Source organism: Actinomycetospora sp. CA-084318, assembly GCF_050955885.1.
GTDB lineage: Bacteria > Actinomycetota > Actinomycetes > Mycobacteriales > Pseudonocardiaceae > Actinomycetospora.
The window spans coordinates 874,326-895,151 of the sequence record NZ_CP192098.1; the positions used below are offsets into that span (position 1 = coordinate 874,326).

Below are 20,826 nucleotides of genomic sequence, written 5' to 3' on the forward strand. Positions count from 1 at the left end.
ACGAGGGGGTCAGTGCAGCGTCACCGGCAGCGCATCCACGCCGTACACGATCGACGTCCCACGCAGCGGCAGGGTGCGCTCGTCGGCGGCCATCGCGAGGTCGGGGAAGCGCCGGAGCAGCGCCGGGTAGGCGGTGCGCAGCTCCATGCGCGCGAGCTCGGCGCCGATGCAGCGGTGGATGCCGTGCCCGAACGCCAGGTGCGGGGTCGGGGTCCGCCGCGGGTCGAAGACCTCGGGATTCGGCGTCAGGCGCGGGTCGCGGTCGGCGGCCGAGAGGGAGACGAGGATGCCGTCGCCCTCGGCGATGTCGACGCCGCCGATCGTCATGGGCTCGGTGGCGAACCGCGGGAAGGCGATCTGCACGACCGTCAGGTAGCGCAGCAGCTCCTCGACGAACCCGTGCACCGCGTCCGGCTCGTCGCGGACCATCGCGGCCACGGCCGGGTCGCGCAGCAGGATCACGCCGCCGAGCGCGAGCATCGACGCGGAGGTCTCCAGGCCGCCGGTGAGCAGACCGTCGGCGAGCTCGGCCAGCTCGTCGGTGTCGAGCTCGTCGCCGTGCTTGCGGATGAGCATCCCGAGCAGGCCGTCGCCGGGCTCGGCGCGCTGCCGCTCGACCACGCCGCGGAGGTAGACCAGCGACTCGGAGATCTTGTCGAAGGCGGCCGTGGCGCCGGCGAGCAGGTCGAACCGGGCGGTGGACAGGGCCTGGAACTCGTCGCGCTCGTCGTAGGGGATGCCGAGCAGCTCGCAGATCGTCAGCGACGGGATCGGGGTGGCGAAGTCGCGGACGAGGTCGACCTCATCGCCGTCGGCGGCGAGCGCGGCCATCGCGTCGAGCCGGCCGTCGACGATCTCGGTGATCCGCGGGCCGAGGCGGGAGAGCCGGCGTCCGGTGAACTCGGGGGTCAGGAGGCGACGCAGGCGCGTGTGGTCGGGCGGGTCGGTGAAGCCGAGCCCGCCCGGGTTCTGGCCCGATCCGATCCCGGCTCGCCCGACGAGGTGCCCGAAGTCGGTCGACAGGCCGTGCGTGCGGCCGAGGACCTCGCGGGCCTCCTCGTGCCCGGTGACCAGCCAGGCCTTGACCCCGAACGGCAGCGGGAAGTCGCGGACCGGGTGGTCCTCCCGCGCCTCGCGCAGGTCGGACACCGGGTCGAGGCCGTCGCGGCGCAGCGGCATCAACGCGTAGTCGGGGATCAGCGACATGGGGTCGAGGCCACGACGCGAGCGCCAGGCGAGGTACTGGCGGGCGACGAAGCCGGTCGCGCGGGAGCGCACCGCGTCCAGGCCGCGGCCGAGCGCCCCCGTCCTGCTCACGGTCACCACGCCCCCTACCTTCCCGTACGGACCGATCCGACCTGGACGTCGGGGTGCAGGGTAGGGCGTTTCGGCGTGTCGCACGGGTGAGGGGCGCCGTGTCACCCGTCTCGTCCGGGGGCGGACGTCACCGAGGTCGCGCCGCGCAGACCCATCCGGGCGAGTTCGACGTCCGCCAACCGGATCAGCACGGGCAGCTCGCCGCGTCGCCAGGCGCCGGCGGCGTCCCCCGAGGGCCCGGCCGCCCGCCGCACCCGGCCCGGCGATCCCCGCGTCAGGGCCCGCAGCGCGAGCAGGTCGACGTCCTGGTCCCGCGCGGCCACGGCGTGCCGGGCCCGCAGGATCCAGCGCAGCCGCAGCCAGAGCCAGACGAGGACCACCGGCACCGCCGCCACCACGACGACGAGCCACGCCAGGCCCGTCGCGATCGCCGCCACCGCCTCGATCTGCGCCTGCCCCGCGTCCACCAGGGACGTCCCGGCGTCGGTGCCCGGGGTGAACGCGCCGGCGAGCCGATCGCCCACGAAAGGCACCCCGCCGGCCGCCTCGGCCGCGCCACCGAACGCGCCGCGGACCCGCTCCCCGGCCTCGCTCAGCCCGCGGCCCGGGGCCTGCAGGGTGAGCACGAGGTCGTGCAGGGCGACCGCGGCCGAGACGACCAGCACCGCCCACACGAGCACCGCGAGGTCCGCGAGGACCTGCAGCACGCGTCGTCGGAAACGCTCGGCGTAGAACAGCAGCGGGGTGCGGCGTGGGGGGTACGGGCTCACGCCCCGGTGTGTGCCCTGCGCGGCCCGGGCATACGCGACCATGAAGGTCGCGCTGCTCGACGACTACCAGCGTCTCGCCCGGACGACGGCCGCGTGGGACCGCCTCGACGCCGAGGTGACGAGTTTCGACCACCACCTCGGCGGTCCCGACGACGTCGTCGCGGCGCTCGAGCCCTTCGACGTCGTCGTCGCGATGCGCGAGCGGACCGCGTTCCCGGCCGGGGTGCTGCGGCGGCTGCCGAACCTGCGGCTGCTGGTGACGACGGGTCCGGGGAACGCGGTCGTCGACACCGACGCCCTCGCGGAGCTGGGCATCACGTTCGCCGGGACGGGCGGGGTGTCCGGCAACGCGCCGACCGTCGAGATGACGTGGGCCCTGATCCTCGCCGTCGCCCGCCACGTGCCCGAGGAGGACCGGCGCCTGCGCGACGGCGGGTGGCAGCGCACGATCGGCCGGGACCTCGCGGGTCGGCGGCTCGGCGTCGTCGGGCTGGGCGGGATCGGCACGCCGGTGGCCGCGGTCGGGCAGGCGTTCGGCATGGACGTCGTCGCCTGGAGCCGGCACCTCGATCCCGACGACGCCCGCGCCGCCGGCGTCACGCCCGTGACGAAGGAAGAGCTCTTCGCGACGTCGGACGTGGTCACGATCCACATGAAGCTCTCCGCGGGCAGCCGGGGCCTGGTCGGACGCTCCGAGCTCGACCTGATGACGGAGAACGCGATCCTCGTCAACACCTCGCGCGGCCCGATCGTCGACGAGGACGCGCTGCTCGCCGCGGTCACCGAGGGGCGCATCGGCGGGGCCGGGCTCGACGTCTACGGGACCGAGCCGCTGCCGGCCGACTCGCCGTGGCGCTCGGCGCCGAACACCGTGCTCACCCCGCACCTGGGCTACGTCACGGCCGAGACCTACGCCGAGATGTACGCGGACGCGCTGGAGGACATCGAGGAGTTCGCAGCCGGGCGTCCGGTGCCCCGGCACATCACGGGTCCGGAGACCGCGACAAGTCGCTGACAAGTCGGCCCGGCCACCGTCGGGCCCATGACGATCGCTCTCCCGGACCTGCGGGTCGGGCGGCTGGTGCGCCAGCCGCGGCCCTCGGCCGACGTCCGACGACAGCCGTGTGCCGCCGCTGACGTCCGGATGCCGGACCCGTCCCTGCACGACGATGCGACCCGGCTCGCCGAGCTCGTCCGCGGCCTGCACCACGGCACCGCCACCCTGCGCCGGCCGGACCTGCTCGGCGCGGGCCTCCGGCGGCTCTGCGACGACGCCGCACGCCTGCGCAGCAGCGACGACCGGCTGGTCGACGACCTGCGCGTCGCCGCGAGCCTGGCCGTGCACGCCCTGCAGTCCCGTCCGCTCGCCCTGGCCACGGCCGCCGACTTCGACCGGCTCGACCGGCTCGCCGGGCTGCTCACGGCGCTGGCGGCGGCCAGCGCCCCGGACCCGGGCCGTCGTCCCGACGGGGCCGACCGCGCCCGGAGCCGGCGTTCCCGCCGAGCCGATCGCGCTCTGTTCAGCTGAGCGGCCGATCTCGCCAAGTCCGGCGCCAAGTCGTCACCAAGTCGGCCCAGCCACAGTCATCCCCATCACCACCCGTGAACAGGAGAACGCCATGACCGCCACCACCGCCCCCGTCCTCACCTCCGACACCGACCTGCTCGGCATCCGGGTCGCGCACCGCATCATGCGTCGCGACGCCCGCCGCCTCGCCGGCCTCGCCGCCGGGTGGGCGGACGGCTCCGACCCGCTGGAGGGCCGCCGACGGCGGGTGTTCGGCGCCTGGATCGAGGGCCTGTGCCTGGACATCCACCACCACCACGCCACCGAGGACGACGTGCTGTGGCCGGTCCTCGAGCGCCACGCCGGCGCCGAGGTCGACCTCGCGCCGCTCTCCGACGACCACGCCGCCCTCGACCCGGTGCTCGACGACATCCGCGCCGGGTTCACCGTCGCCGCCTCGGGCGGCCGGGTCGATGTGCTGGCCGAGCGGCTCACGCACCTCGCCGACCTGCTCGACGAGCACATCGGCGAGGAGGAGCGCGACCTCTTCCCCGTGATCCGGGCGTACGTGCCGCTCGCCGAGTGGCAGGTCGTCGAGAAGGCCGCGCAGCGCGGCGGCGCCGGGATCCGGTACGCCCTGCCGAGGATCGTCGAGAACACCTCCGACGAGGAGTTCGCGACCATGACGGCGTCCGCGCCGAAGCCGTTGCTGCTGGTGATGAAGCTGCTGCTGCCGCGCTTCCGGCGGGAGTCGCGGGTGTTGTGGCCTGCGGCCACGTGAGCACCAAGAGTCGCTGTAGCGACCCTGAGTGCTCACACGCGGAGCACCAGCGTGGCCGTCCCGCTCATCGCGCCCGCAAGATGGCCACGCCAGGGCGCCAGGTCCCGACGGCAGGTCTCGGCGACCTCCGCGTCGCCGAGGGCCTGGGCGACCTCGGCCCGCAGCGCCGTCCAGTAGAGCCACCACCAGTCGCGCCGGATCGGGACGTCGGGCCGCCAGACGCGGCGGGCGTCCTCGATCCGGCCGGCGGCGACCAGGGCGGCGGCGTAGGGCTCGGCGACGATGTCGCCCCGCGCCGCGTACTCGGCGGCCAGGGGCTCGACCAACTCGCCGAGGCGGCCCTGCGCATGGCGGACGCCGATCAGCCCGGCCAGCGTCAGGGCCGACGCGTTCGCCAGGCCCTGCGCTCCCATCGCCTCACCGAACCCGAGGTAGAGCCGCTCGGCCTCGTCGTACCGCCCGCCGAGCACGGCCTCCAGCGCGCGGAAGATCGTCGTCCAGCCGACGGTGGCGGCGAGCTGGCCGTCGGGGGCCTCGGCGAGCGCGATGTCGGCGTGGGCGCGGGCGGCGACGAAGTCCTCCCGGTAGCAGGCGTGCAGGAACCGGGCGTGGTGCCCGACGACACGGTGCCCGAGCGACCCCGCGCGTTCGGCCTCGGCGAGCAGGTCGCAGCCGAGCTCGTCGAGCTGGTCCCAGAGATCCGGGCGCAGGAGGGACCAAAAGCGGGCGTTGAGCACGACGCACCGCAGCTCGGCGTCGTCGGGCACCACGGCGAGCGCGGCGCGGGCGTCGTCCTCGGCCAGCTCGGGCTCGCGCGGATGCCAGGCGAACGCCCGGGTCGCGAGCAGCCGCGCCCGGTCGGCCGCCGGGAGGTCCCGCTCGAGCAGCCGGGCCACCGCGTCGAGCAGCGGCCGGTCGAGCGTGGCGTTCTCCGACAGTGCGAAGGTGACCGGCCCGTCGACGCAGGTCGCGGCCGCGAGCAGGCCCGACACGTCGTCGGGACGGAGTGCCGCCTCGGCGAGGGCGAGCGACCGTTCCCGGACTGCGGGTGCTCCCGCCCCGGCGTGCGAGTGTGCCGAGGCGAGAGCGCAGCGCAGCCGGAGGCGGCGGGCGGGGTCGGTGGCCAGCTCGAGCGCGCCGGCGAGGAGGTCGGCGGCGGTCCGCGGGACCCGGTCGCGACGCGCGGCGGCGGCGGCCCGTTCGACGTGGCCGAGGACGCGGTCGACCCCCGCCACCGGGCCGGCGGCGAGTGCGTGGCGGGCGAGCGCGGCGTGGTCGCCGGGCCGCAGCGTCTCGAGGACGGTGAGGACCTCGGCGTGCACCCGGGCGCGGCGCAGGCGGGGGAGCTCGTCGTAGAGGGTCTCGCGGACCAGGTCGTGGGTGAAGCGGACGGCGTCGGGGCCGGACTCGACGAGCAGGCCGGTCACTACCCCGGCCTCGCACGCGCCGAGCACCCGGTCCTCGTCGTCGCCCTCCAGCACCACCAGCACGGACACGTCCACGTCGCGACCCAGCACGGCTGCGCGGCGCAGCGTGGTCAGCGCGGGGGCGGGGAGCTGGGCGGCGCGGCGGGACAGGACGTCGCGGACCCCGGCGGGCACGGTGCGGCCCGCCGCCTCCCACCCGACCGTGCGGGCCAGGCGCGCGACCTCGCGGACGAAGAGCGGGTTGCCGCCGGTGCGGGCGGCGATCCGCGCAGCGGTCCCGTCGTCCACCGCGAGGTGCTCGGCGGCGACGAGGGCGGCGACGGCGTCCGGTGCGAGCCCGGGGAGCTCGACGCGTTCGGCGACGACCGCGGTCAGGGCGGCGAGGGTGGCGGTGAGCTCGTCGGGGACCTCGTCGGGCCGGGCGGTCCCGACGATCAGCACGCCCGGCGTGCGCGCGGCCGCCACGACCCGCAGCAGGCGCCAGGTCTCCTCGTCGCCGCGGTGCAGGTCGTCGAGCACGACCAGCAGCGGTCGAGCCGCCCCGCCGACGACGCCGAGCAGGGCCCGGCCGACGTGGAAGGTGTCGCCCGCCGCGAGCGGGTCGCCGTGGCCGAGGCTCTCGACGACCTCGGTCCACGCCCACGCCGGCGGCGCCCCGTCGACCTCCGGGCACCGGCCGCGGACGGTGCGCCACCCTCGGGCGGCGAGGGTGTCGGCGAGGTGCTCGGTGAGGACCGACTTGCCGGCGCCGGCCCCGCCGGTCACGAGCGCGACGAGTCCCGGGCCGTCGGCGGCCGCGTCGGCCACCGTGAGCAGGCGTGCGGTCTCGCGGTCCCGCCCGAGCAGGCCCGACACGTCGTCGGGAACGGCTCCCTCCGGTGGCAGCGGAGCGTCGTTGCTGTCACCGGATGACAGCAACGACGCTTCGCTGTCATCGGGGGCCGGGTCGAGATCGTGCCGCAGGATCGCGGCCTCGAGGGCGGCGGTCGCGGGGGAGTGGTCGAGGCCGAGCTCGTCGGCGAGGCGGCGGCGCAGCGCCGCGACGGCGGCGAGGGCGTCGACCTGTCGGCCCGTCCGGTAGAGCGCCCGGGCGAGCAGGCGCACCGGTTCCTCGCGCAGCGGTTCGTCGCGGACGTACTGGCCGAGCAGGTCGACGACGACCGTCGGGTCGGGCTCGGTCGCGGCGAGGGTCTCGACGAGGCTGCGCCGCAGGTCGGTGAGTCGTTCGATCGCCGGCGCAGCCCACGGGGCGTCGGCGAACTCGGCCAGCGGCGGGCCGGTGAAGAGGGCGAGGGCGGCGCGCAGGTCCTCGACGGAGCCGGACCGCAGCCTGCGGGCCCGGACGGCGTCGAGGTCGGCGTGCAGGGCGTAGCCGCCTGCGACGCTGACGAGGACGGTCGCGGGGGTGCGGGGTGCGCGGTCGGGTTCGAGGGCCCGGCGCAGGTGGCTGACGTGGGCCTGCAGCCCGGCGAGGGCGCGGGGCGGGGGTTCGCCGTCCCAGAGGTCGTCGACGAGGCGGTCGACCGGCACCACCTCGCCCTCGGCCACGGCGAGCCGGGCGACGAGGGCCCGCCGCTGGGCGCTGCCGAGGTCGACGGGACGTCCGTCGAGGGTCGCCGTCAGCGCCCCGAGCAGCCGGACCTCGAGCACGGGAGGAGATCGTACGAAGTCCGGCGCCGTCACGCGTCCCAGTCCGCGATCGCCCACAGCGGGGAGACCGGACCGGTGCCGGCGCCCAGCGGGTAGGACGCCGCGACGGCGCGGCGGATGTAGCGCTCGGCGTAGGCGACGGCCTCCGGCATCGGCAGGCCGCGCGCGAGTCCGGCGCAGGTGGCGCTCGCGAGCGCGTCGCCGGCGCCGTGGACGTGCGGGGTGTCGATGCGTGGGCCGGTGAACTCCCAGGTGTCGGTGCCGTCGGAGAGCAGGTCCACCACCTCGGGCGACCCGTGCAGGTGCCCGCCCTTGACGAGGGCCCAGCGGGCGCCGAGGTCGTGCAGGGCGTCGGCGGCCTTCCGGGCCGTGTCCCGGTCGGTGACGGTGACGCCCGCGAGCAGCCGGATCTCGTCGAGGTTCGGGGTGGCCAGCGCGGCGCGCGGGAAGAGCAGCGTGCGGATGGCCTCCATCGCGTCCTCGGCCAGGAGCGGCTCGCCGTACATCGACGCGGCGACCGGGTCGAGGACGAACGGGGTGGTCTCCCGGCCGATCCCGACCTCGTCGACGACCCCCGCGACCGCCTCGATGATCCCCGCCGTCGCGAGCATCCCGGTCTTCGCGGCGCCCACCCCGATGTCGGTCACGACCGCCCGGACCTGGGCGGCGACGGTCTCCGGCGGCACCAGGTGCACGCCGGAGACGCCCAGCGAGTTCTGCACCGTCACGGCCGTCATCGCCACGCAGCCGTGCACCCCGCACGCCGTCATCGCCCGCAGGTCGGCCTCGATGCCGGCGGCGCCGCCGGAGTCGGAGCCGCCGATCGTCAGCGCGCGGGGCGGGGTCTCGGCCATGCTCGGAGGATGCCACGCGCGAGCGGGGTAGACTAAGTGGACTAAGCAGGAGGTGGCGATGACCGTCAACGTGAACATCCACGAGGCGAAGACGCATCTGTCCCGCCTGCTCGAGCAGGTGGCCGCCGGGGAGCGCGTGATCATCTCCCGCGCCGGCGAGCCGATCGCGGAGCTGGTGCCGCACCAGCGGAAGCAGGTCGTGTTCGGGGGGCTCAAGGGGCAGATCCGAGCGGACGATGACGCGTTCGACTGGCCTGACCCGGAGATCGAGGCGATGTTCTCCGGCAATCCGAGAAAATTCGACGACGATGCTCCTCCTCGATAGCCACTGTGCGTATTGGCTGCTCAGCGGCCACCAGAGGCTCGGGCCGGAAGCCCGGAGGCGCATCGAGGAGGCGACCGTCGTGCACGTGTCCGCGGCGACGGTGTGGGAGATGTCGGTCAAGAGCGTGATCGGCAAGATCGACCTGCCGGACCGCTTCGTCGACGCACTGACGTCGCAGGGGCTCGTGCACCTGCCGGTCACGTCGGAACAGGCGGAGGGAGTGCGCACACTTCCCGGAGCCCTGCGCCGTCACGACCCGTTCGACCGTCTGCTCGTCGCCCAGGCACGCGCGCTCGGGCTCACCCTCCTGACGGCGGACCGGGTGCTGCTCGGCCTCGATCTCCCGTTCGTCGTCGACGCGACCCGCTAGAGCGCGGCCGCCCACAACGACGACACCGGACCGTGCCCCGCGCCGAGCGGGTAGGAGTCCTCGACGGCGCGCGTGATGTAGCGCTTGCCCAGCGCCACGGCGTCGACCAGCGACATCCCGCGCGCGAGGCCGGCCGTGATCGACGAGGCCAGCGAGTCCCCGCCGCCGTGGGTGTGCGGCCGGTCCAGGCGCGGCGAGCGGAACTCGTGGACCACGGCGTCGATCGACAGCAGGTCCACGCACTCGTCCTGACGCCGGCCTGAGGTCGCCTCCAGGTGCCCGCCCTTGACCAGCACCGCGTGCGCGCCGAGGTCGTGCAGCGCGCGGGCCGCCTCCCGGGCCGAGGCGTCGTCGACCACCTTGACGTCGACCAGCAGCGCGATCTCGTCGAGGTTGGGCGTCACGAGCGTCGCCCGCGGCAGGAGCTGCGTGCGGACCGCGTCCAGCGCGTCGTCGGCGAGCAGCGACGAGCCGTGCATCGACGCCGCCACCGGGTCGACCACGAACGGGATGCCGCCCGAGCCGATCCCGACCTCGTCGCACACGGCGGCGATCGCCGCGATGATCTCGGCGGTCGCGAGCATGCCGGTCTTGGCGGCGTCGACGCCCATGTCGCCGGCGACGGTGCGGATCTGGTCGGCGACCACCTCGGGCGGGATCGGGTGGAACCCGCTCACCCCGAGCGAGTTCTGCACCGTCACCGCCGTGACCGCGACGGCGCCGTGGACGCCGCACGCGGCGAACGCGCGGACGTCCGCCGTCATGCCGGCCCCGCCGCCGGAGTCGGTGCCGGCGATGGAGAGCGCCACGGGCGGGGATTCCCGACGGCGGGTGGGGTCGTGCTGCGGTGCCTCGCTCATGGCTCCCTACGCCGGCATTACCCGGTCAGGTTCGGCGGTCGGCGGCGCCCGACCCATCCGGTCGAGCCGCCCTCTCAGCCCGCTCCCGGCGCGAGCTCCCGCGTGTCTGGTTCTCCTGCCGACGGTGCCACGGGGTGCGGGACCCGGCAAGGTCGGTCCACCGTGATCAACGGCCCCTCAGCGGGCTCGACGGGCCTCTCCGGGCCCGCTGAGGGTCCGATGATCACCGTCCGGGCCAGGGATCACCCGGTGAGCTCGGCCGGCACCGCGAGGACGTCGACCATCGCGTCGCCCCGCAGCACGGTGACCGGCAGGGTGCGGCCGATCGCGTCGGCGAACAGGCGTCGCTGCAGGTCGCGGGCCTGGCTGACCGGCTCGTGGTCCGCGTCGACGACGATGTCGCCCGGCTTCAGGCCGGCCCGCGCCGCGGGGCTCTCGCGCACCACCTCGGCGACCCGCAGGCCCTGGCGGCGCCCGAGCCGCAGTGCCACGTCGACCGGCAGCGGTGTCGGGGCGCCGACCACGCCGAGGTAGCCGCGGCGCACCCGGCCGTCGCGGCGCAGGCTCGCGACGATCGCGCGCGTCGTCGAGTTCCACGGCACGGCGAGGCCGAGCCCCACGCCCGCCACGGCGGTGTTGATCCCGACGACGCGTCCGTGCGCGTCGGCGAGCGCGCCGCCGGAGTTGCCGGGGTTGAGGGCGGCGTCGGTCTGGATCACGTCCTCGACGACCCGGCCGTCCTTCGTGGGCAGGCTGCGCCCGAGCCCGCTGACCACGCCGGCCGTCACGCTGCCCGCGAGGCCGAACGGGTTGCCGACGGCGACGACGAGCTGCCCGACCCGCAGCCCGCTCGCGTCGCCGAGGACGACCGGGGCAGGGGTCGCGGCGTCGGGGTGCACGGCCAGGACGGCGAGGTCGGCGAGCGGGTCGGCGCCGAGCACGCGGACGTCGGCGTGGCTGCCGTCGGCGAACGTGGCGCGACCGCCGCGGGCGCGGTCGACCACGTGGGCGTTGGTGACGAGGACGGTGCCGGTGCCGTCCGGGTCCTCGATGACGACCGCGCTCCCGGCGCCCCGCGGGCGCTCCGGGTCGCCGACAGCGAGCGCGGCCACGGCGGGGCCGAGCGTCTCGGCCACGGTGACGACGGTGCGGGAGTAGGAGTCGAGCTCGTCCACACCGTCGTGCTTACACCGTTGCAGCGTTCACGACGATGCTGTTCGTCCTGGGCGGAACCTCGTCTCCCGGTGGCAGCAAAGCGTCGTTGCTGTCACCTGATGACAGCAACGACGCTTCGCTGCCACAGGGGGGAGGGGTCAGTGGCCGAACGGATCCGGATCGACGCCCGGCATCCACGTCGTCCCGGGCACGCCCCACCCGTTCGCCCGGATGGCGCGCTTGGCCGCCCGCTTGTTCCGACCGATGAGGCGGTCGGTGTAGACGAGGCCGTCGAGGTGGTCGGTCTCGTGCTGGAGGCAGCGGGCGAAGAAGCCGCGGCCCTCCACGCTGACCGGCTCCCCCTCGACGTCGCGGCCGGTGACGCGCGCCCAGTCGGCCCGGCCGGTGGGGAACGACTCGCCGGGCACCGAGAGGCAGCCCTCGGCGTCGTCGTCCTCGTCGGGCATCGTCTCGGGGATCTCGCTGGTCTCGAGCGCCGGGTTGACCACCACCCCGCGGCGGCGCTCGCCCTCGAGCTCCGGGTCGGGGCAGTCGTAGACGAACACCCGCCGGCCGACCCCGACCTGGTTGGCGGCGAGGCCCACGCCGTGGGCGGCGTCCATGGTCTCGAACAGGTCCCCGACGAGGGTGCGGAGCTCCTCGGTGCCGAACTCGTCGTCGGTGAACGGGGTCGTCGGGGCGTGCAGCACGGGCTCGCCGGTCACGACGATCGGGCGGACGGTCACGGCGGGCGAGCCTAGACGGCGGCTCCGTCGCAGGTGGGAGCTGGTGACGACGTGCGTCGTCGGGGTGTTGTCAGGGGGTCGTGGTTGAATGGAGGGCACGCGAATGACACCTGTGTCATTCGTCGCGACGACTCCCGTGGGGGTCGACGGAACGACTCCGAGGAGCGTGATGGACGCACCTGCAGCGACGACCGACCCGGCCCCCTCCGCCGGTCGGCACACCTCGGCGCCCGACGACGGACTGACCCGCCGCGATCGCGAGATCCTCGCGTTCGAGCGGCAGTGGTGGAAGTACGCGGGCGCGAAGGAGCAGGCGATCCGCGAGCTGTTCGACATGTCCGCGACGCGCTACTACCAGGTCCTCAACGCGCTCGTGGACCGTCCGGAGGCCCACGCGGCCGACCCGATGCTCGTCAAGCGGCTCCGCCGGCTGCGGCAGACACGACAGCGCGCGCGTGCGGCGCGTCGCCTCGGTGTGGAGCCCTCGTAGTGGTCTCCTGATCCCTCGAACGGTTGTCGCCGGAAGGGGAGCAGGGTCATGACGGGTCCCGGGGCGTCCGGCGCCTCCCGCTTGCGCATCGCGGGGGTCGCGCTGCTGGGCGTGGCCGCCATCGCCGCCGTGGTGGGCCTGATCAGCCTCGGCGGGCAGGGGACGTCCAGTGCCCCCGCCGCCTCCCCGACGTCGACCATCTCGCCGGCCCCGGGCCAGCCGGGGGCACCGGGGCAGCCGGGCGCGGACCAGCAGGGCCAGGGCCAGCCCGGAGGTGCCGCGGGCCAGCCGGGTCAGCCCGGCGTCGGCGGTCAGCCTCCGGGAGCGCTGCCGGGCGGCGGTGGCATCGCGGGCGGCGCGGCGCCGCCGGTCACCGAACCGCTGCCCCCGGTCGCGGCCGCTCCGCCGATCGTGCCGGGCGGGGGCTCGGGATCGGGCTCCGGTTCCGGGGGCGGCGGCGGGGCGTCGTACGCGAACGTGCCGGTCCGGGTCTACAACAACTCGACGATCCGCGGCCTCGCGGAAACCGCTGCCGGCCAGATCAAGGGCCGCGGCTTCGACGTCGTCGAGACCGGCAACTACGCCCAGGGCATCATCCCGGTCAGCACGGTCTACTACCGCCCCGGCAGCGGCGAGGAGGGCGCGGCCGAGGCGCTCGCGTCGTCGTTCGGGGTCCGCGCCGAGCCGCGCTTCCCGGGCATCGAGGGCGCCTCGCCCGGCGTCATCGTGATCGCCACGAACAACTGGGGCCAGAACGCGCAGAAGGGTTCCTGACCCCGACCGACGACGGCCCGGCGCTCCCGAGCGTCGGGCCGTCGTCGTGTCCGGTCCGGGTCACATCCGGGCCGCGACCTCGCCCATCTCCGCCCAGTCCACGCCGGCCGGCAGGTCCTGGTACACGATCGTCGGAACCCGCGAGACCACCGACGGCAGCCACCCGAAGAACCACTGCGCGTGCTCCGAGTTCACGTGCTCGGCGCCCGCGTCCGCGTCGGCGTAGTTCGCGACGACGACGAACTCGCCGCTCGCCTCCACCGACTCGTAGCAGGTGAAGTGCCGGTTCCCGGGCTCGGCGCGGACCTGCCCGGAGTAGCGGGTGACGCCCCGCAGGAACTCGTCACGACGATCCGCCCGGACGTCGATGCTGATCACGATGAAGATCATGTCGGTCCACCCCACGCCGGCCGTCCGGGTCGCGCGTGACGGTACGCAGCGCCGCCGGGCGTGGTCGAGAAACGGCGTCCGGCGGCACCATCTGCACGGGCTCAGCCGCGGTTCGCGTACGCCTCCAGCTCGGCGAGCTGGCGCGGGTCGAGCGACGGCCGCACCACCTGGCGGGCCGTCTCGAACTGCGCGGCGGTCACCTCGGTGGAGTCCAACGAGGCGCGCATCGCGGTGAGCGCCGCCTCGCGGACGAGCGCGGCGCAGTCGGCCGCCGAGTAGCCCTCGAGCGCGGCGCCCAGGGTGTCGAGATCGACGTCGTCGGCCAGCGGCGTGGACTTCGACGCCGCCCGCAGCACCGCCGCCCGGGCCTCGGCGTCGGGCGGGGGCACGTAGATCTGGCGCTCCAGCCGGCCCGGGCGCAGCAGCGCCGGGTCGATCAGCTCCGGCCGGTTGGTGGCCCCGAGCACGACGACGTCGCGCAACGGGGTCGCCCCGTCCAGCTCGGTGAGCAGCGCGGCGACGACCCGGTCGGCCACCCCGGCGTCCGACGACCCGCCGCGCCGCGGGGCGAGCGCGTCGACCTCGTCGAGGAAGACCAGCGCGGGTGCCGCGTCGGCGGCCCGCCGGAACAGCTCGCGGACGGCCCGCTCGGACTCGCCCACGTACTTGTCGAGGAGCTCGGCGCCCTTCACGACGAAGACGTTGAGCTGCCCGGTCCCGGCCAGCGCGCGCATGAGGAACGTCTTGCCGCCGCCGGGCGGGCCGTAGAGCAGCACCCCGCGGGGCGGGTCGACGCCGAGGCGGGCGAACGAGTCGGGGTAGGTCAGCGGCCAGAGCACGGTCTCGGTGAGGGCCTGCTTGGTCTCGACCATGTCGCCGACGTCGTCGAGCGTGAGTCCGCCGGAGTGCAGCGTCTGCGAGCCCGACGACGTCAGGGACACCGGCCGCACCGAGGTCACCGCGCCGACGAGGTCGTCCTGCCCGAGCTCCAGGTCGTCCCCGCCCCGCAGGGCCGCCCGCACCGCGGCCTCGCGGCGCAGCGCCACGAGGTCGGCCGCGACGAAGCCGGGCGTCCGGAGGCCGACGGCGCCGAAGTCGACGTCCGCCGCCAGCGGCACCTCCCGCAGGAGCACGCGGAGAAGCTCGGCGCGCTCGCGGTCGCCGGGGGCGGGCAGGCCGAGCTCGCGGTCGATCAGGTCGGGGGCCCGCAGCCGGGGGTCGACCGCCTCGCCGCCCTGCGCGGTCGCCACGAGCGCGACCCCGTCGGCGATCGCCGAGCGCAGTTCGTCGAGGACGACGGTCGCGAGCGGGGGCGGGTCGGAGGCCGGCAGGAGGGTCTCGACGTCGGGCACCAGCAGCACGGTCGGGCCGTCCGCCGCGCGGGCCCGCGAGCACGCCGAGCGCACCCGCTCGGCCGCCGCGCCCGCCTCGAGGGCGGCGGCCGCCGGCGCGTCCAGCACGACGACGCCGACCTCGGCCTCGGCCGCCACCGCCCGGACGAAGGTCGTGCGGCCGACCCCCTCGGGTCCGGTGACGAGGACCCCGAGGCGGGCCGCGGCGCCGAGGCGGGTCAGCAGCTCGGGGCGCCGGAAGACGAGGTCCAGCCACTCCCGCAGCCGCCGGGCGGGGTCCTGCTGCCCGACGAGGTCGGTGACGGCGACGGTCGGCTCCGGCGCCGGCTCGGGGACGGCCGGCGCGGCAGCCGGCGTCCCCGTCGTCCCTGTCGACGCGGCGGCGAGGCCGGGACCGGGGGCCGCGGGTCCGGTGGTGCGCGGCACGGAGGCGAAGAAGCCCGACGGCGCGAGGTCCGCGCGGTCGTCAAGACGGGCGCGGGCCCCGGTCCGCGGGCCGTCCTGCCAGCCGACGACGGTGCTCGGCGCGACGACGAAGGCGCCAGGTCCCGCGGGCTCGACGTCGACGACGGTGACGAGCTCGGTGGTCCAGGTGGTGCCGAGCTCCCGGGCCAGGCGGGTCCGGGTCCCGACGGCGTCGGCCCCGGGCACCGGGGCGAGGTCCTGCGGCAGCAGGGAGACGGTGTCGCCCGGGCTCAGCACCTTCCCGGTCAGCGCCAGGCGCAGCGTCTCCGGTGCGACGGCGCCGGCGGCGAGCCGCGACCCGGACAGCGTGATCGTCCGCGCGGCGCTGACGGTCACCGGTTCCACCGCGACCGGGCTCCCGGCCACGATCCCGGCGTTGACCATCGCGGTCTCGTCGAGGGTCGCGGTGCCGGGGGCGGTCATCCCGACGGCGGGTGCGGCCAGGGCGACCGTGGGGCGGGTGCCGACGACGCGCACGGCGTCCCACGCGGCCAGCCCGAGGGCGTCGAGCACCTCGCCGTGCAGCCGCACGACACCGCGGCGGGCGTCGACGGCGGAGGTGGAGAGCTGGGCGGTGAGGGTGACCTGCGGGGTGCTCACGTGCGGTCCTGACCCCGTCGGCGGCGGCGCAGCCCGATGCGCTGCGGCCCGGGCCGGTCGCGGTTGATCGTGCGCCGACCCGCCCGTGCGGCGGCGCCGGCGACCCGGCGTGGGAGGGGGCGGCGCGGCGGCATCAGGCCCAGCCGGCGGTGGGCGCGCCGCACGGCGCGGCGCTGCTGCGGCGGGACGTGCCAGACCTCCGGGTGCCGGTCGAGCCAGCGGTACCGGTAGATCGCGTAGGGGATGTGCGCCAGGTAGGCCAGGATCGCGACCGGGTAGAGCAGGAACGGCACGGCGACGATCGCCGCCGCCACGAGCGCGACCAGCACGAGCGCCGGCGCGATGGCCGCGGCGGGCACGCGGACGCTCTTCAGCGACGCCGTGGGGATCCGGGAGATCATCAGCGCGGCGGACAGCACCGTCCAGATCGCCACCGTGACCGGCGCGGACCACCAGCCCGGCCCGAGCAGCAGCTCCGTGGCCAGCGGGGTGAGCGCGACGAGCGCCCCCGCCGGCGCGGGGACGCCGACGAAGAACTCGCCGGCGAACGGCTTCGCCTCGGTGTCGTCGGCGAGCGTGTTGAAGCGGGCCAGGCGCAGCGCGGCGGACACCACGAGCACGAGCGCGACGACCCACCCGACGCGCAGGTCGTGCAGCGACCAGAGGAACAGGATGAGCGCCGGCGAGACGCCGAAGGAGATGCAGTCCGAGAGCGAGTCCAGCTCCGCACCGATGCGGCTGGAGGCGTCGAGCAACCGGGCCAGCCGGCCGTCGAGGGCGTCGAAGACCCCGGCGAGCGCGATCGCGGCGATCGCGGCCACCTCGTTGCCGGCGAGCATGAACTGCACGCCCGAGAGCCCCGAGCACAGCGCGAGCACCGTGACGGCGTTGGGCAGCAGGCGGACGCCGGGGGCGGTCCGGACGCTGGGCCCGGTCGAGGTGGGCACTAGGGCTCCCCGAGTTCCGCGAGCACCGTCTCGGCCCCCACGGTGCGCTGGCCGACGTGCACGCCGATCTCCGCCCCGGGCGGCAGCAGCACGTCGACGCGGGAGCCGAAGCGGATGAGTCCGTAGGTCTCCCCGGCGACCACCTCGTCGCCCGGACGCGCGTCACAGACGATGCGGCGGGCCACGAGGCCGGCGATCTGGACGACCGCGAGATCCCGGCCCGCGGTGTCGCGGACCCACACCGAGGTCCGGGAGTTGGCCTCGCTCGCCTCGGGCAGGTCGGCGGAGACGAACGTGCCGGGCCGGTGCTCGACCGCGAGGACCTGGCCGTCGACCGGCATCCGCTGGACGTGCACGTCGTAGACCGACAGGAAGGCGCTGACGCGGGGGCGGGGACCGGAGGGGAACCCCTTCGCGACGAGCTCGGGCGGGGCCTCGGCGTCGCCGATCACGCTCACGGTGCCGTCGGCGGGCGCGACCGCGATGTCGGCGCGCTGCGGGGTGGCGCGGTGCGGGGCGCGGAAGAAGGCTGCAACCGCCGCCGTCGTCAGGACCGCGCCGAGGGTGCCGCGACCCCGCACGGCCCGGAGCGCGAGGGCGCCCGCGGCGACCGCCCCGATCACCGGGGCGCCGCCCGGGTGCAGCGGCGGCATCGTCTCGCGGACCAGGTCGACCGCGTGCAGGACCGGGTTGCGGCGCGGCGCGGGCAGCTTCTCCCGCGCGGTCGCCGCGGGGTCGCCAGGTGCGGGGGAGCGATCGGGCACGGCCATCCCTTGCGTCGACGACGGACGAAACGAATCTATCGGCCGCACCGGGTGGGGCCGGGGCCGCCATCCCCCGAGACGGCGACCCCGGCGAGAACCGCTCGTCCGCTCCCCAGCGACAAGCGGTTGGTCGACGTCGATCCGCGGCGGAGAACACCGCGATCGGCCATCGGGTCACCCGAGGTGAACTCGTCCGATGCCAGCACCATGAGAGTTCTCACACATGGTGCCTGATCTTCCGGGTCGCGCCAAACCGTTTTCGCGCCGTTGGCCCAACCGGACCACTCGAACGGCGGCTTCCACCCTGGTCGGCGGCCCGGGACCGGTTCAGTCCGACCGCCCGCCGTCAGCTCTCCAGCAGCCAGACCTCGACCTCGCTGCCCGCGGCCACCTCGGTGACGTCCTCGCCCACCACGAGCAGGCAGTCGGCCTGCGCGAGCGCGGCGAGCAGGTGCGAGCCGGCCCCGCCGACGGGGGCGACCGTGCCGGCCACGGCGTCCAGCCGGCCGCGCCGGAACTGGCGGCGGCCCGCGGGCGAACGCAGCTCCTCGGCGGTCCGGGCGCGGACGCGGGCCCGGTCGGGGTGCGGGTGCCCGGCGGCCCGACGCAGCGCCGGACGCACGAACACCTCGAACGAGACGAGCGAACTCACCGGGTTGCCGGGCAGCGTCACCACGGCGACGCGGTCGTCGTAGCGCCCCGCCCCCTGCGGCATCCCCGGCTGCATCGCGACCTTGGTGAACGCGATCCCGCGCGTGGCGAAGGCGTCCTTGACCACCTCGTAGGCGCCCGCGCTCACGCCGCCCGAGGTGATGACGAGGTCCGTGGGCTCGGCCAGGGCGCTGTCCAGCGTCGTCAGGAACTCCTCGACGTCGTCGGGCACGAAGCGCAGGAGCCGGGCCTCGCCGCCCGCGTCCTCGACGGCCGCGGCGAGCATGGGGCCGTTGGACTCGTGGATCTGGCCGTGGCGCAGCGGCTCGCCGGGAGCGACCAGCTCGGAGCCGGTGGACAGCACGAGCACCCGCGGGCGTCGGTGGACGGTCAGCTCCGCGGCCCCGACCGCGGCGGCGAGGCCGATCTGCGCGGCGCCCAGGACGGTGCCCGCGGTCAGGACGACCTGGCCGGCCGTGACGTCGTCGCCCGCCCGCCGGACGCTCTGGCCGAGGTCGACGCCGCGCTCGATCGTCACGGTGGCGCCCGGGAGCCCGCCGTCGGTCCACTCCACCTGCACGACGGCGTCGGCGCCGTCGGGGACGGCCGCGCCGGTCATGATCCGGTGGACGGTGCCGGGGGCGAGGGGTGGGCCGTCGACGCGACCGGCCGGGACGTCCTCGGTGACGGGGAGCGTCACCGGGGTCGTCGCGAGGTCGGCGGCGCGCACCGCGTAGCCGTCCATCGCCGAGTTGTCGAAGGGCGGCAGCGCCACCGGCGAGGTCAGGTCCGCGGCCAGCACCCGACCGCGGGCGGCCGCGAGCGGCACGGTCTCGGTGCCGGTGTCCGCGATCAGCTCCGCAACGGCGGCGGCGTGCGCCTCGACGGGCCGCATCGCCGCGGGGTCGCCGTGGTCGTGTCCGTGCCCCTGGCCCTGTCGCCGACCGTCCGCGTCGCTCACGGCTCGACATCGTGCCCCGCCCGCGGCGACCCGGGGTGACGGGGGAGCGCGATCACGCCCGCCGCGGCCGGTGCGGCCTCTACCCTCGTCGCCGTGACCGGGAGCGGGACGCGGGATTCTGCGGCGCGCAGCGCAGCGGAGCCGCCGCGCGGGACGCCGGTGACTGCGGCGCGCAGCGCAGCGGAGCCGCCGCGCGGGACGCCGGTGACTGCGGCGCGCAGCGCAGCGGAGCCGCCGCGCGGGACGCCGGTGACTGCGGCGCGCAGCGCAGCGGAGCCGCCGCGCGGGACGCCGGATACCGAGGACCTGACGGGGTCCGCGCTCGGCCGCTACCGGATCGAGGGCGTCATCGGGCGCGGCGGGATGAGCACCGTCTACCGGGCCACCGACACACGGCTGGGCCGCGTCGTCGCGCTCAAGGTGATCGACCCCGCGCTCGCCGGGGACGAGGAGTTCCGCGAGCGGTTCCGCGACGAGGCGCGCAACACCTCGGCGGTCGACCACCCGCACGTGGTGCCGCTCTACGACGTGGACGACGTCGACGACCGGCTCTACATCGCGATGCGCTTCGTCGAGGGTCCCGACCTGGCCACGCTCGTCGGCGGCCGCCCGCTCGCCCCGGACCGGGCGCTGCGGCTGCTCGACCAGGTCGCCGACGCCCTCGACGCCGTGCACGCCCACGGGCTGGTGCACCTCGACGTCAAGCCGGCCAACGTCCTCGTCGGCGGCGCGGGCTCCGGCGGGGACCACGCCTACCTCGCCGACTTCGGCCTCACCCACCGCGGCGCCACCGGGCACCGCACCCGCGGCGGTGACTTCCTCGGCTCCCCGACGTTCGCCGCCCCCGAGCACCTGCGCGGCGAGCCGGTCGACGCCCGCACCGACCTCTACTCCCTGGCCTGCGTCCTCTACACGTGCCTGACCGGGCACGCGCCCTATCGCGGGTCGGTGACCGAGGTGATCGACGCCCACCTCGCGGGCGAGGTGCCGACCGCCTCGGGCGGGGTCGCGTTCGGCCCGGACGTCGACGCGCTGTGGCGCCGGGCCCTGTCGGTCGACCCGGACCGCCGCCCCGCGAGCGCCCGGGAGCTGATGGACGAGGCGCGGGCCGCGCTGGCCGGTCGGCTCCGTCCCACCCGGCATGAGGGGAACCCCCGTGCTGCTGGGGCGGGCGAATCCTCCCCTCGCGGCGGCCGCCCGGACCCGGTCGCCGGTCGTCAGCCGTGGCCCGCCGCCGACGTCCGGCGTCAGCAGCGCCCCACACCCGTCCCGCCGCGGCTGCCGAACCCGCCCCGCCCGGCCGCGGCAGGACCCGTCGTCGGGAACGGGCTGCCCGCGCGCCCCCCGCTGCCGCCGCGCCCCGGGCCACCGCCGCAGCGCACGCAGGCGCCCGCGTCGCCCACCGACCTCGGGGCGTTCGGCGGCGGCCGCGCGCCCGGACGGCCGGTGGTGGCGCTCCTGGTGGGCGGGAGCGCGGTGGCGCTGCTCATCGTCGTGCTGGTCCTGCTGCTCGCCTGACGCCCCGGTCCGGGTCGCTTGCACTCACCCCACCCGAGTGCCAGACTCGGTGCTGGCACTCGGTAGTGTCGAGTGCCAGGTCGGGACGGTGAGATCGGCGCAATGGAGCTGATCGTCCGTCGCGGGCACCGCCTGGCCGAGCACACGTGTCT

20 protein-coding genes are annotated in these 20,826 nt (G+C 75.9%); 8 read left to right on the forward strand and 12 right to left on the reverse strand.

The features are described from left to right. Positions 1 to 9 precede the first annotated feature (9 nt). Together ACQPYX_RS04330 and ACQPYX_RS04335 are read right to left on the reverse strand one after the other, a co-directional pair. Entirely contained in the window at positions 10 to 1,326 is a 1,317-nt protein-coding gene (locus ACQPYX_RS04330; protein WP_433801692.1) for a cytochrome P450, read from the reverse strand. A 92-nt stretch (positions 1,327 to 1,418) separates the two neighbouring features. Further along, complete coding sequence (locus ACQPYX_RS04335; RefSeq protein WP_433801693.1) at positions 1,419 to 2,087, reverse strand: hypothetical protein; 669 nt, start codon at positions 2,085 to 2,087, stop codon at positions 1,419 to 1,421. A 40-nt stretch (positions 2,088 to 2,127) separates the two neighbouring features. Here ACQPYX_RS04335 and ACQPYX_RS04340 point away from each other — a divergent pair, with 40 nt between their 5' ends. The 3 genes from ACQPYX_RS04340 (at position 2,128) to ACQPYX_RS04350 (ending at position 4,375) form a co-directional block, all read left to right on the forward strand. Then, positions 2,128 to 3,102 carry a D-2-hydroxyacid dehydrogenase family protein gene (locus tag ACQPYX_RS04340; protein ID WP_433801694.1) on the forward strand — a complete coding sequence of 325 codons (975 nt, stop codon included), beginning with the start codon at positions 2,128 to 2,130 and terminating at the stop codon, positions 3,100 to 3,102. Between the two features lie 27 nt (positions 3,103 to 3,129). Further along, on the forward strand, positions 3,130 to 3,615 hold the full coding sequence (locus tag ACQPYX_RS04345; protein WP_433801695.1) for a hypothetical protein: 486 nt from the start codon (positions 3,130 to 3,132) through the stop codon (positions 3,613 to 3,615). Positions 3,616 to 3,706: 91 nt separating this feature from the next. Further along, positions 3,707 to 4,375, forward strand: coding sequence for a hemerythrin domain-containing protein (locus tag ACQPYX_RS04350; protein ID WP_433801696.1), 669 nt, complete (start codon positions 3,707 to 3,709; stop codon positions 4,373 to 4,375). A 32-nt stretch (positions 4,376 to 4,407) separates the two neighbouring features. On the opposite strand, the gene ACQPYX_RS04355 is transcribed toward ACQPYX_RS04350, so the two are convergent. Both ACQPYX_RS04355 and thiD (ACQPYX_RS04360) read right to left on the reverse strand, forming a co-directional pair. Beyond that, a complete protein-coding gene (locus ACQPYX_RS04355; protein WP_433801697.1) occupies positions 4,408 to 7,452 on the reverse strand; it encodes a BTAD domain-containing putative transcriptional regulator in 3,045 nt (1,014 codons plus the stop codon). 29 nt (positions 7,453 to 7,481) lie between these two features. Then, positions 7,482 to 8,306: a bifunctional hydroxymethylpyrimidine kinase/phosphomethylpyrimidine kinase gene (gene thiD / locus ACQPYX_RS04360; RefSeq protein ID WP_433801698.1), complete on the reverse strand. Its 825-nt coding sequence runs from the start codon at positions 8,304 to 8,306 to the stop codon at positions 7,482 to 7,484. A 58-nt stretch (positions 8,307 to 8,364) separates the two neighbouring features. Between thiD (ACQPYX_RS04360) and ACQPYX_RS04365 the strand changes: the two genes are divergently transcribed. Both ACQPYX_RS04365 and ACQPYX_RS04370 read left to right on the forward strand, forming a co-directional pair. Further along, complete coding sequence (locus ACQPYX_RS04365; RefSeq protein ID WP_433801699.1) at positions 8,365 to 8,631, forward strand: type II toxin-antitoxin system Phd/YefM family antitoxin; 267 nt, start codon at positions 8,365 to 8,367, stop codon at positions 8,629 to 8,631. Continuing rightward, positions 8,615 to 9,001, forward strand: coding sequence for a type II toxin-antitoxin system VapC family toxin (locus ACQPYX_RS04370; RefSeq protein ID WP_433801700.1), 387 nt, complete (start codon positions 8,615 to 8,617; stop codon positions 8,999 to 9,001). Before ACQPYX_RS04365 ends, ACQPYX_RS04370 begins: the two co-directional genes overlap by 17 nt. On the opposite strand, the gene thiD (ACQPYX_RS04375) is transcribed toward ACQPYX_RS04370, so the two are convergent. The 3 genes from thiD (ACQPYX_RS04375) to ACQPYX_RS04385 form a co-directional block, all read right to left on the reverse strand. Next, entirely contained in the window at positions 8,998 to 9,861 is an 864-nt protein-coding gene (gene thiD / locus ACQPYX_RS04375) for a bifunctional hydroxymethylpyrimidine kinase/phosphomethylpyrimidine kinase (RefSeq protein ID WP_433801701.1), read from the reverse strand. The genes ACQPYX_RS04370 and thiD (ACQPYX_RS04375) overlap by 4 nt on opposite strands. A gap of 242 nt (positions 9,862 to 10,103) precedes the next feature. Beyond that, positions 10,104 to 11,036, reverse strand: a complete 933-nt coding sequence (locus ACQPYX_RS04380) for a S1C family serine protease (RefSeq protein WP_433801702.1) — start codon at positions 11,034 to 11,036, stop codon at positions 10,104 to 10,106. Positions 11,037 to 11,174: 138 nt separating this feature from the next. Then, entirely contained in the window at positions 11,175 to 11,762 is a 588-nt protein-coding gene (locus ACQPYX_RS04385) for a peptide deformylase (protein ID WP_433801703.1), read from the reverse strand. Positions 11,763 to 11,931: 169 nt separating this feature from the next. Between ACQPYX_RS04385 and ACQPYX_RS04390 the strand changes: the two genes are divergently transcribed. Together ACQPYX_RS04390 and ACQPYX_RS04395 are read left to right on the forward strand one after the other, a co-directional pair. Beyond that, a complete protein-coding gene (locus ACQPYX_RS04390) occupies positions 11,932 to 12,252 on the forward strand; it encodes a DUF3263 domain-containing protein (RefSeq protein WP_433801704.1) in 321 nt (106 codons plus the stop codon). Positions 12,253 to 12,300: 48 nt separating this feature from the next. Further along, positions 12,301 to 13,026 carry a LytR C-terminal domain-containing protein gene (locus tag ACQPYX_RS04395; protein ID WP_433801705.1) on the forward strand — a complete coding sequence of 242 codons (726 nt, stop codon included), beginning with the start codon at positions 12,301 to 12,303 and terminating at the stop codon, positions 13,024 to 13,026. Between the two features lie 60 nt (positions 13,027 to 13,086). Here the strand turns inward: ACQPYX_RS04395 and ACQPYX_RS04400 are convergent, their stop codons facing one another. The 5 genes from ACQPYX_RS04400 to moeA form a co-directional block, all read right to left on the reverse strand. Next, positions 13,087 to 13,416, reverse strand: coding sequence for a putative quinol monooxygenase (locus ACQPYX_RS04400; RefSeq protein WP_433801706.1), 330 nt, complete (start codon positions 13,414 to 13,416; stop codon positions 13,087 to 13,089). A 101-nt stretch (positions 13,417 to 13,517) separates the two neighbouring features. Continuing rightward, the gene (locus ACQPYX_RS04405) at positions 13,518 to 15,833 is read right to left on the reverse strand and encodes an AAA family ATPase (protein ID WP_433801707.1); all 2,316 of its coding nucleotides are present in this window, start codon (positions 15,831 to 15,833) and stop codon (positions 13,518 to 13,520) included. Further along, the gene (locus ACQPYX_RS04410; RefSeq protein WP_433801708.1) at positions 15,830 to 16,780 is read right to left on the reverse strand and encodes a CDP-alcohol phosphatidyltransferase family protein; all 951 of its coding nucleotides are present in this window, start codon (positions 16,778 to 16,780) and stop codon (positions 15,830 to 15,832) included. The genes ACQPYX_RS04405 and ACQPYX_RS04410 overlap by 4 nt, the downstream gene beginning before the upstream one ends. Beyond that, complete coding sequence (locus ACQPYX_RS04415) at positions 16,780 to 17,550, reverse strand: phosphatidylserine decarboxylase (RefSeq protein ID WP_433801709.1); 771 nt, start codon at positions 17,548 to 17,550, stop codon at positions 16,780 to 16,782. The genes ACQPYX_RS04410 and ACQPYX_RS04415 overlap by 1 nt, the downstream gene beginning before the upstream one ends. Before the next feature lie 340 nt (positions 17,551 to 17,890). Next, positions 17,891 to 19,090, reverse strand: a complete 1,200-nt coding sequence (moeA, locus tag ACQPYX_RS04420; RefSeq protein WP_433803668.1) for a molybdopterin molybdotransferase MoeA — start codon at positions 19,088 to 19,090, stop codon at positions 17,891 to 17,893. Between the two features lie 315 nt (positions 19,091 to 19,405). On the opposite strand from moeA, the gene ACQPYX_RS04425 reads away from it, so the two are divergent. After that, positions 19,406 to 20,674: a serine/threonine-protein kinase gene (locus ACQPYX_RS04425; RefSeq protein ID WP_433801710.1), complete on the forward strand. Its 1,269-nt coding sequence runs from the start codon at positions 19,406 to 19,408 to the stop codon at positions 20,672 to 20,674. The last annotated feature ends 152 nt before the right edge of the window (positions 20,675 to 20,826 follow it).

Bases quoted from the DNA above. Each gene is read 5' to 3' on its own strand.
- ACQPYX_RS04340 (WP_433801694.1), top strand. From the start codon at position 2,128: ATGAAGGTCGCGCTGCTCGACGACTACCAGCGTCTCGCCCGGACGACG.
- ACQPYX_RS04345 (WP_433801695.1), top strand. From the start codon at position 3,130: ATGACGATCGCTCTCCCGGACCTGCGGGTCGGGCGGCTGGTGCGCCAG.
- ACQPYX_RS04350 (WP_433801696.1), top strand. From the start codon at position 3,707: ATGACCGCCACCACCGCCCCCGTCCTCACCTCCGACACCGACCTGCTC.
- thiD (WP_433801698.1), bottom strand. From the start codon at position 8,306: ATGGCCGAGACCCCGCCCCGCGCGCTGACGATCGGCGGCTCCGACTCC.
- ACQPYX_RS04365 (WP_433801699.1), top strand. From the start codon at position 8,365: ATGACCGTCAACGTGAACATCCACGAGGCGAAGACGCATCTGTCCCGC.
- ACQPYX_RS04370 (WP_433801700.1), top strand. From the start codon at position 8,615: ATGCTCCTCCTCGATAGCCACTGTGCGTATTGGCTGCTCAGCGGCCAC.
- thiD (WP_433801701.1), bottom strand. From the start codon at position 9,861: ATGAGCGAGGCACCGCAGCACGACCCCACCCGCCGTCGGGAATCCCCG.
- ACQPYX_RS04390 (WP_433801704.1), top strand. From the start codon at position 11,932: ATGGACGCACCTGCAGCGACGACCGACCCGGCCCCCTCCGCCGGTCGG.
- ACQPYX_RS04395 (WP_433801705.1), top strand. From the start codon at position 12,301: ATGACGGGTCCCGGGGCGTCCGGCGCCTCCCGCTTGCGCATCGCGGGG.
- ACQPYX_RS04400 (WP_433801706.1), bottom strand. From the start codon at position 13,416: ATGATCTTCATCGTGATCAGCATCGACGTCCGGGCGGATCGTCGTGAC.
- ACQPYX_RS04415 (WP_433801709.1), bottom strand. From the start codon at position 17,550: ATGGCCGTGCCCGATCGCTCCCCCGCACCTGGCGACCCCGCGGCGACC.
- moeA (WP_433803668.1), bottom strand. From the start codon at position 19,090: ATGCGGCCCGTCGAGGCGCACGCCGCCGCCGTTGCGGAGCTGATCGCG.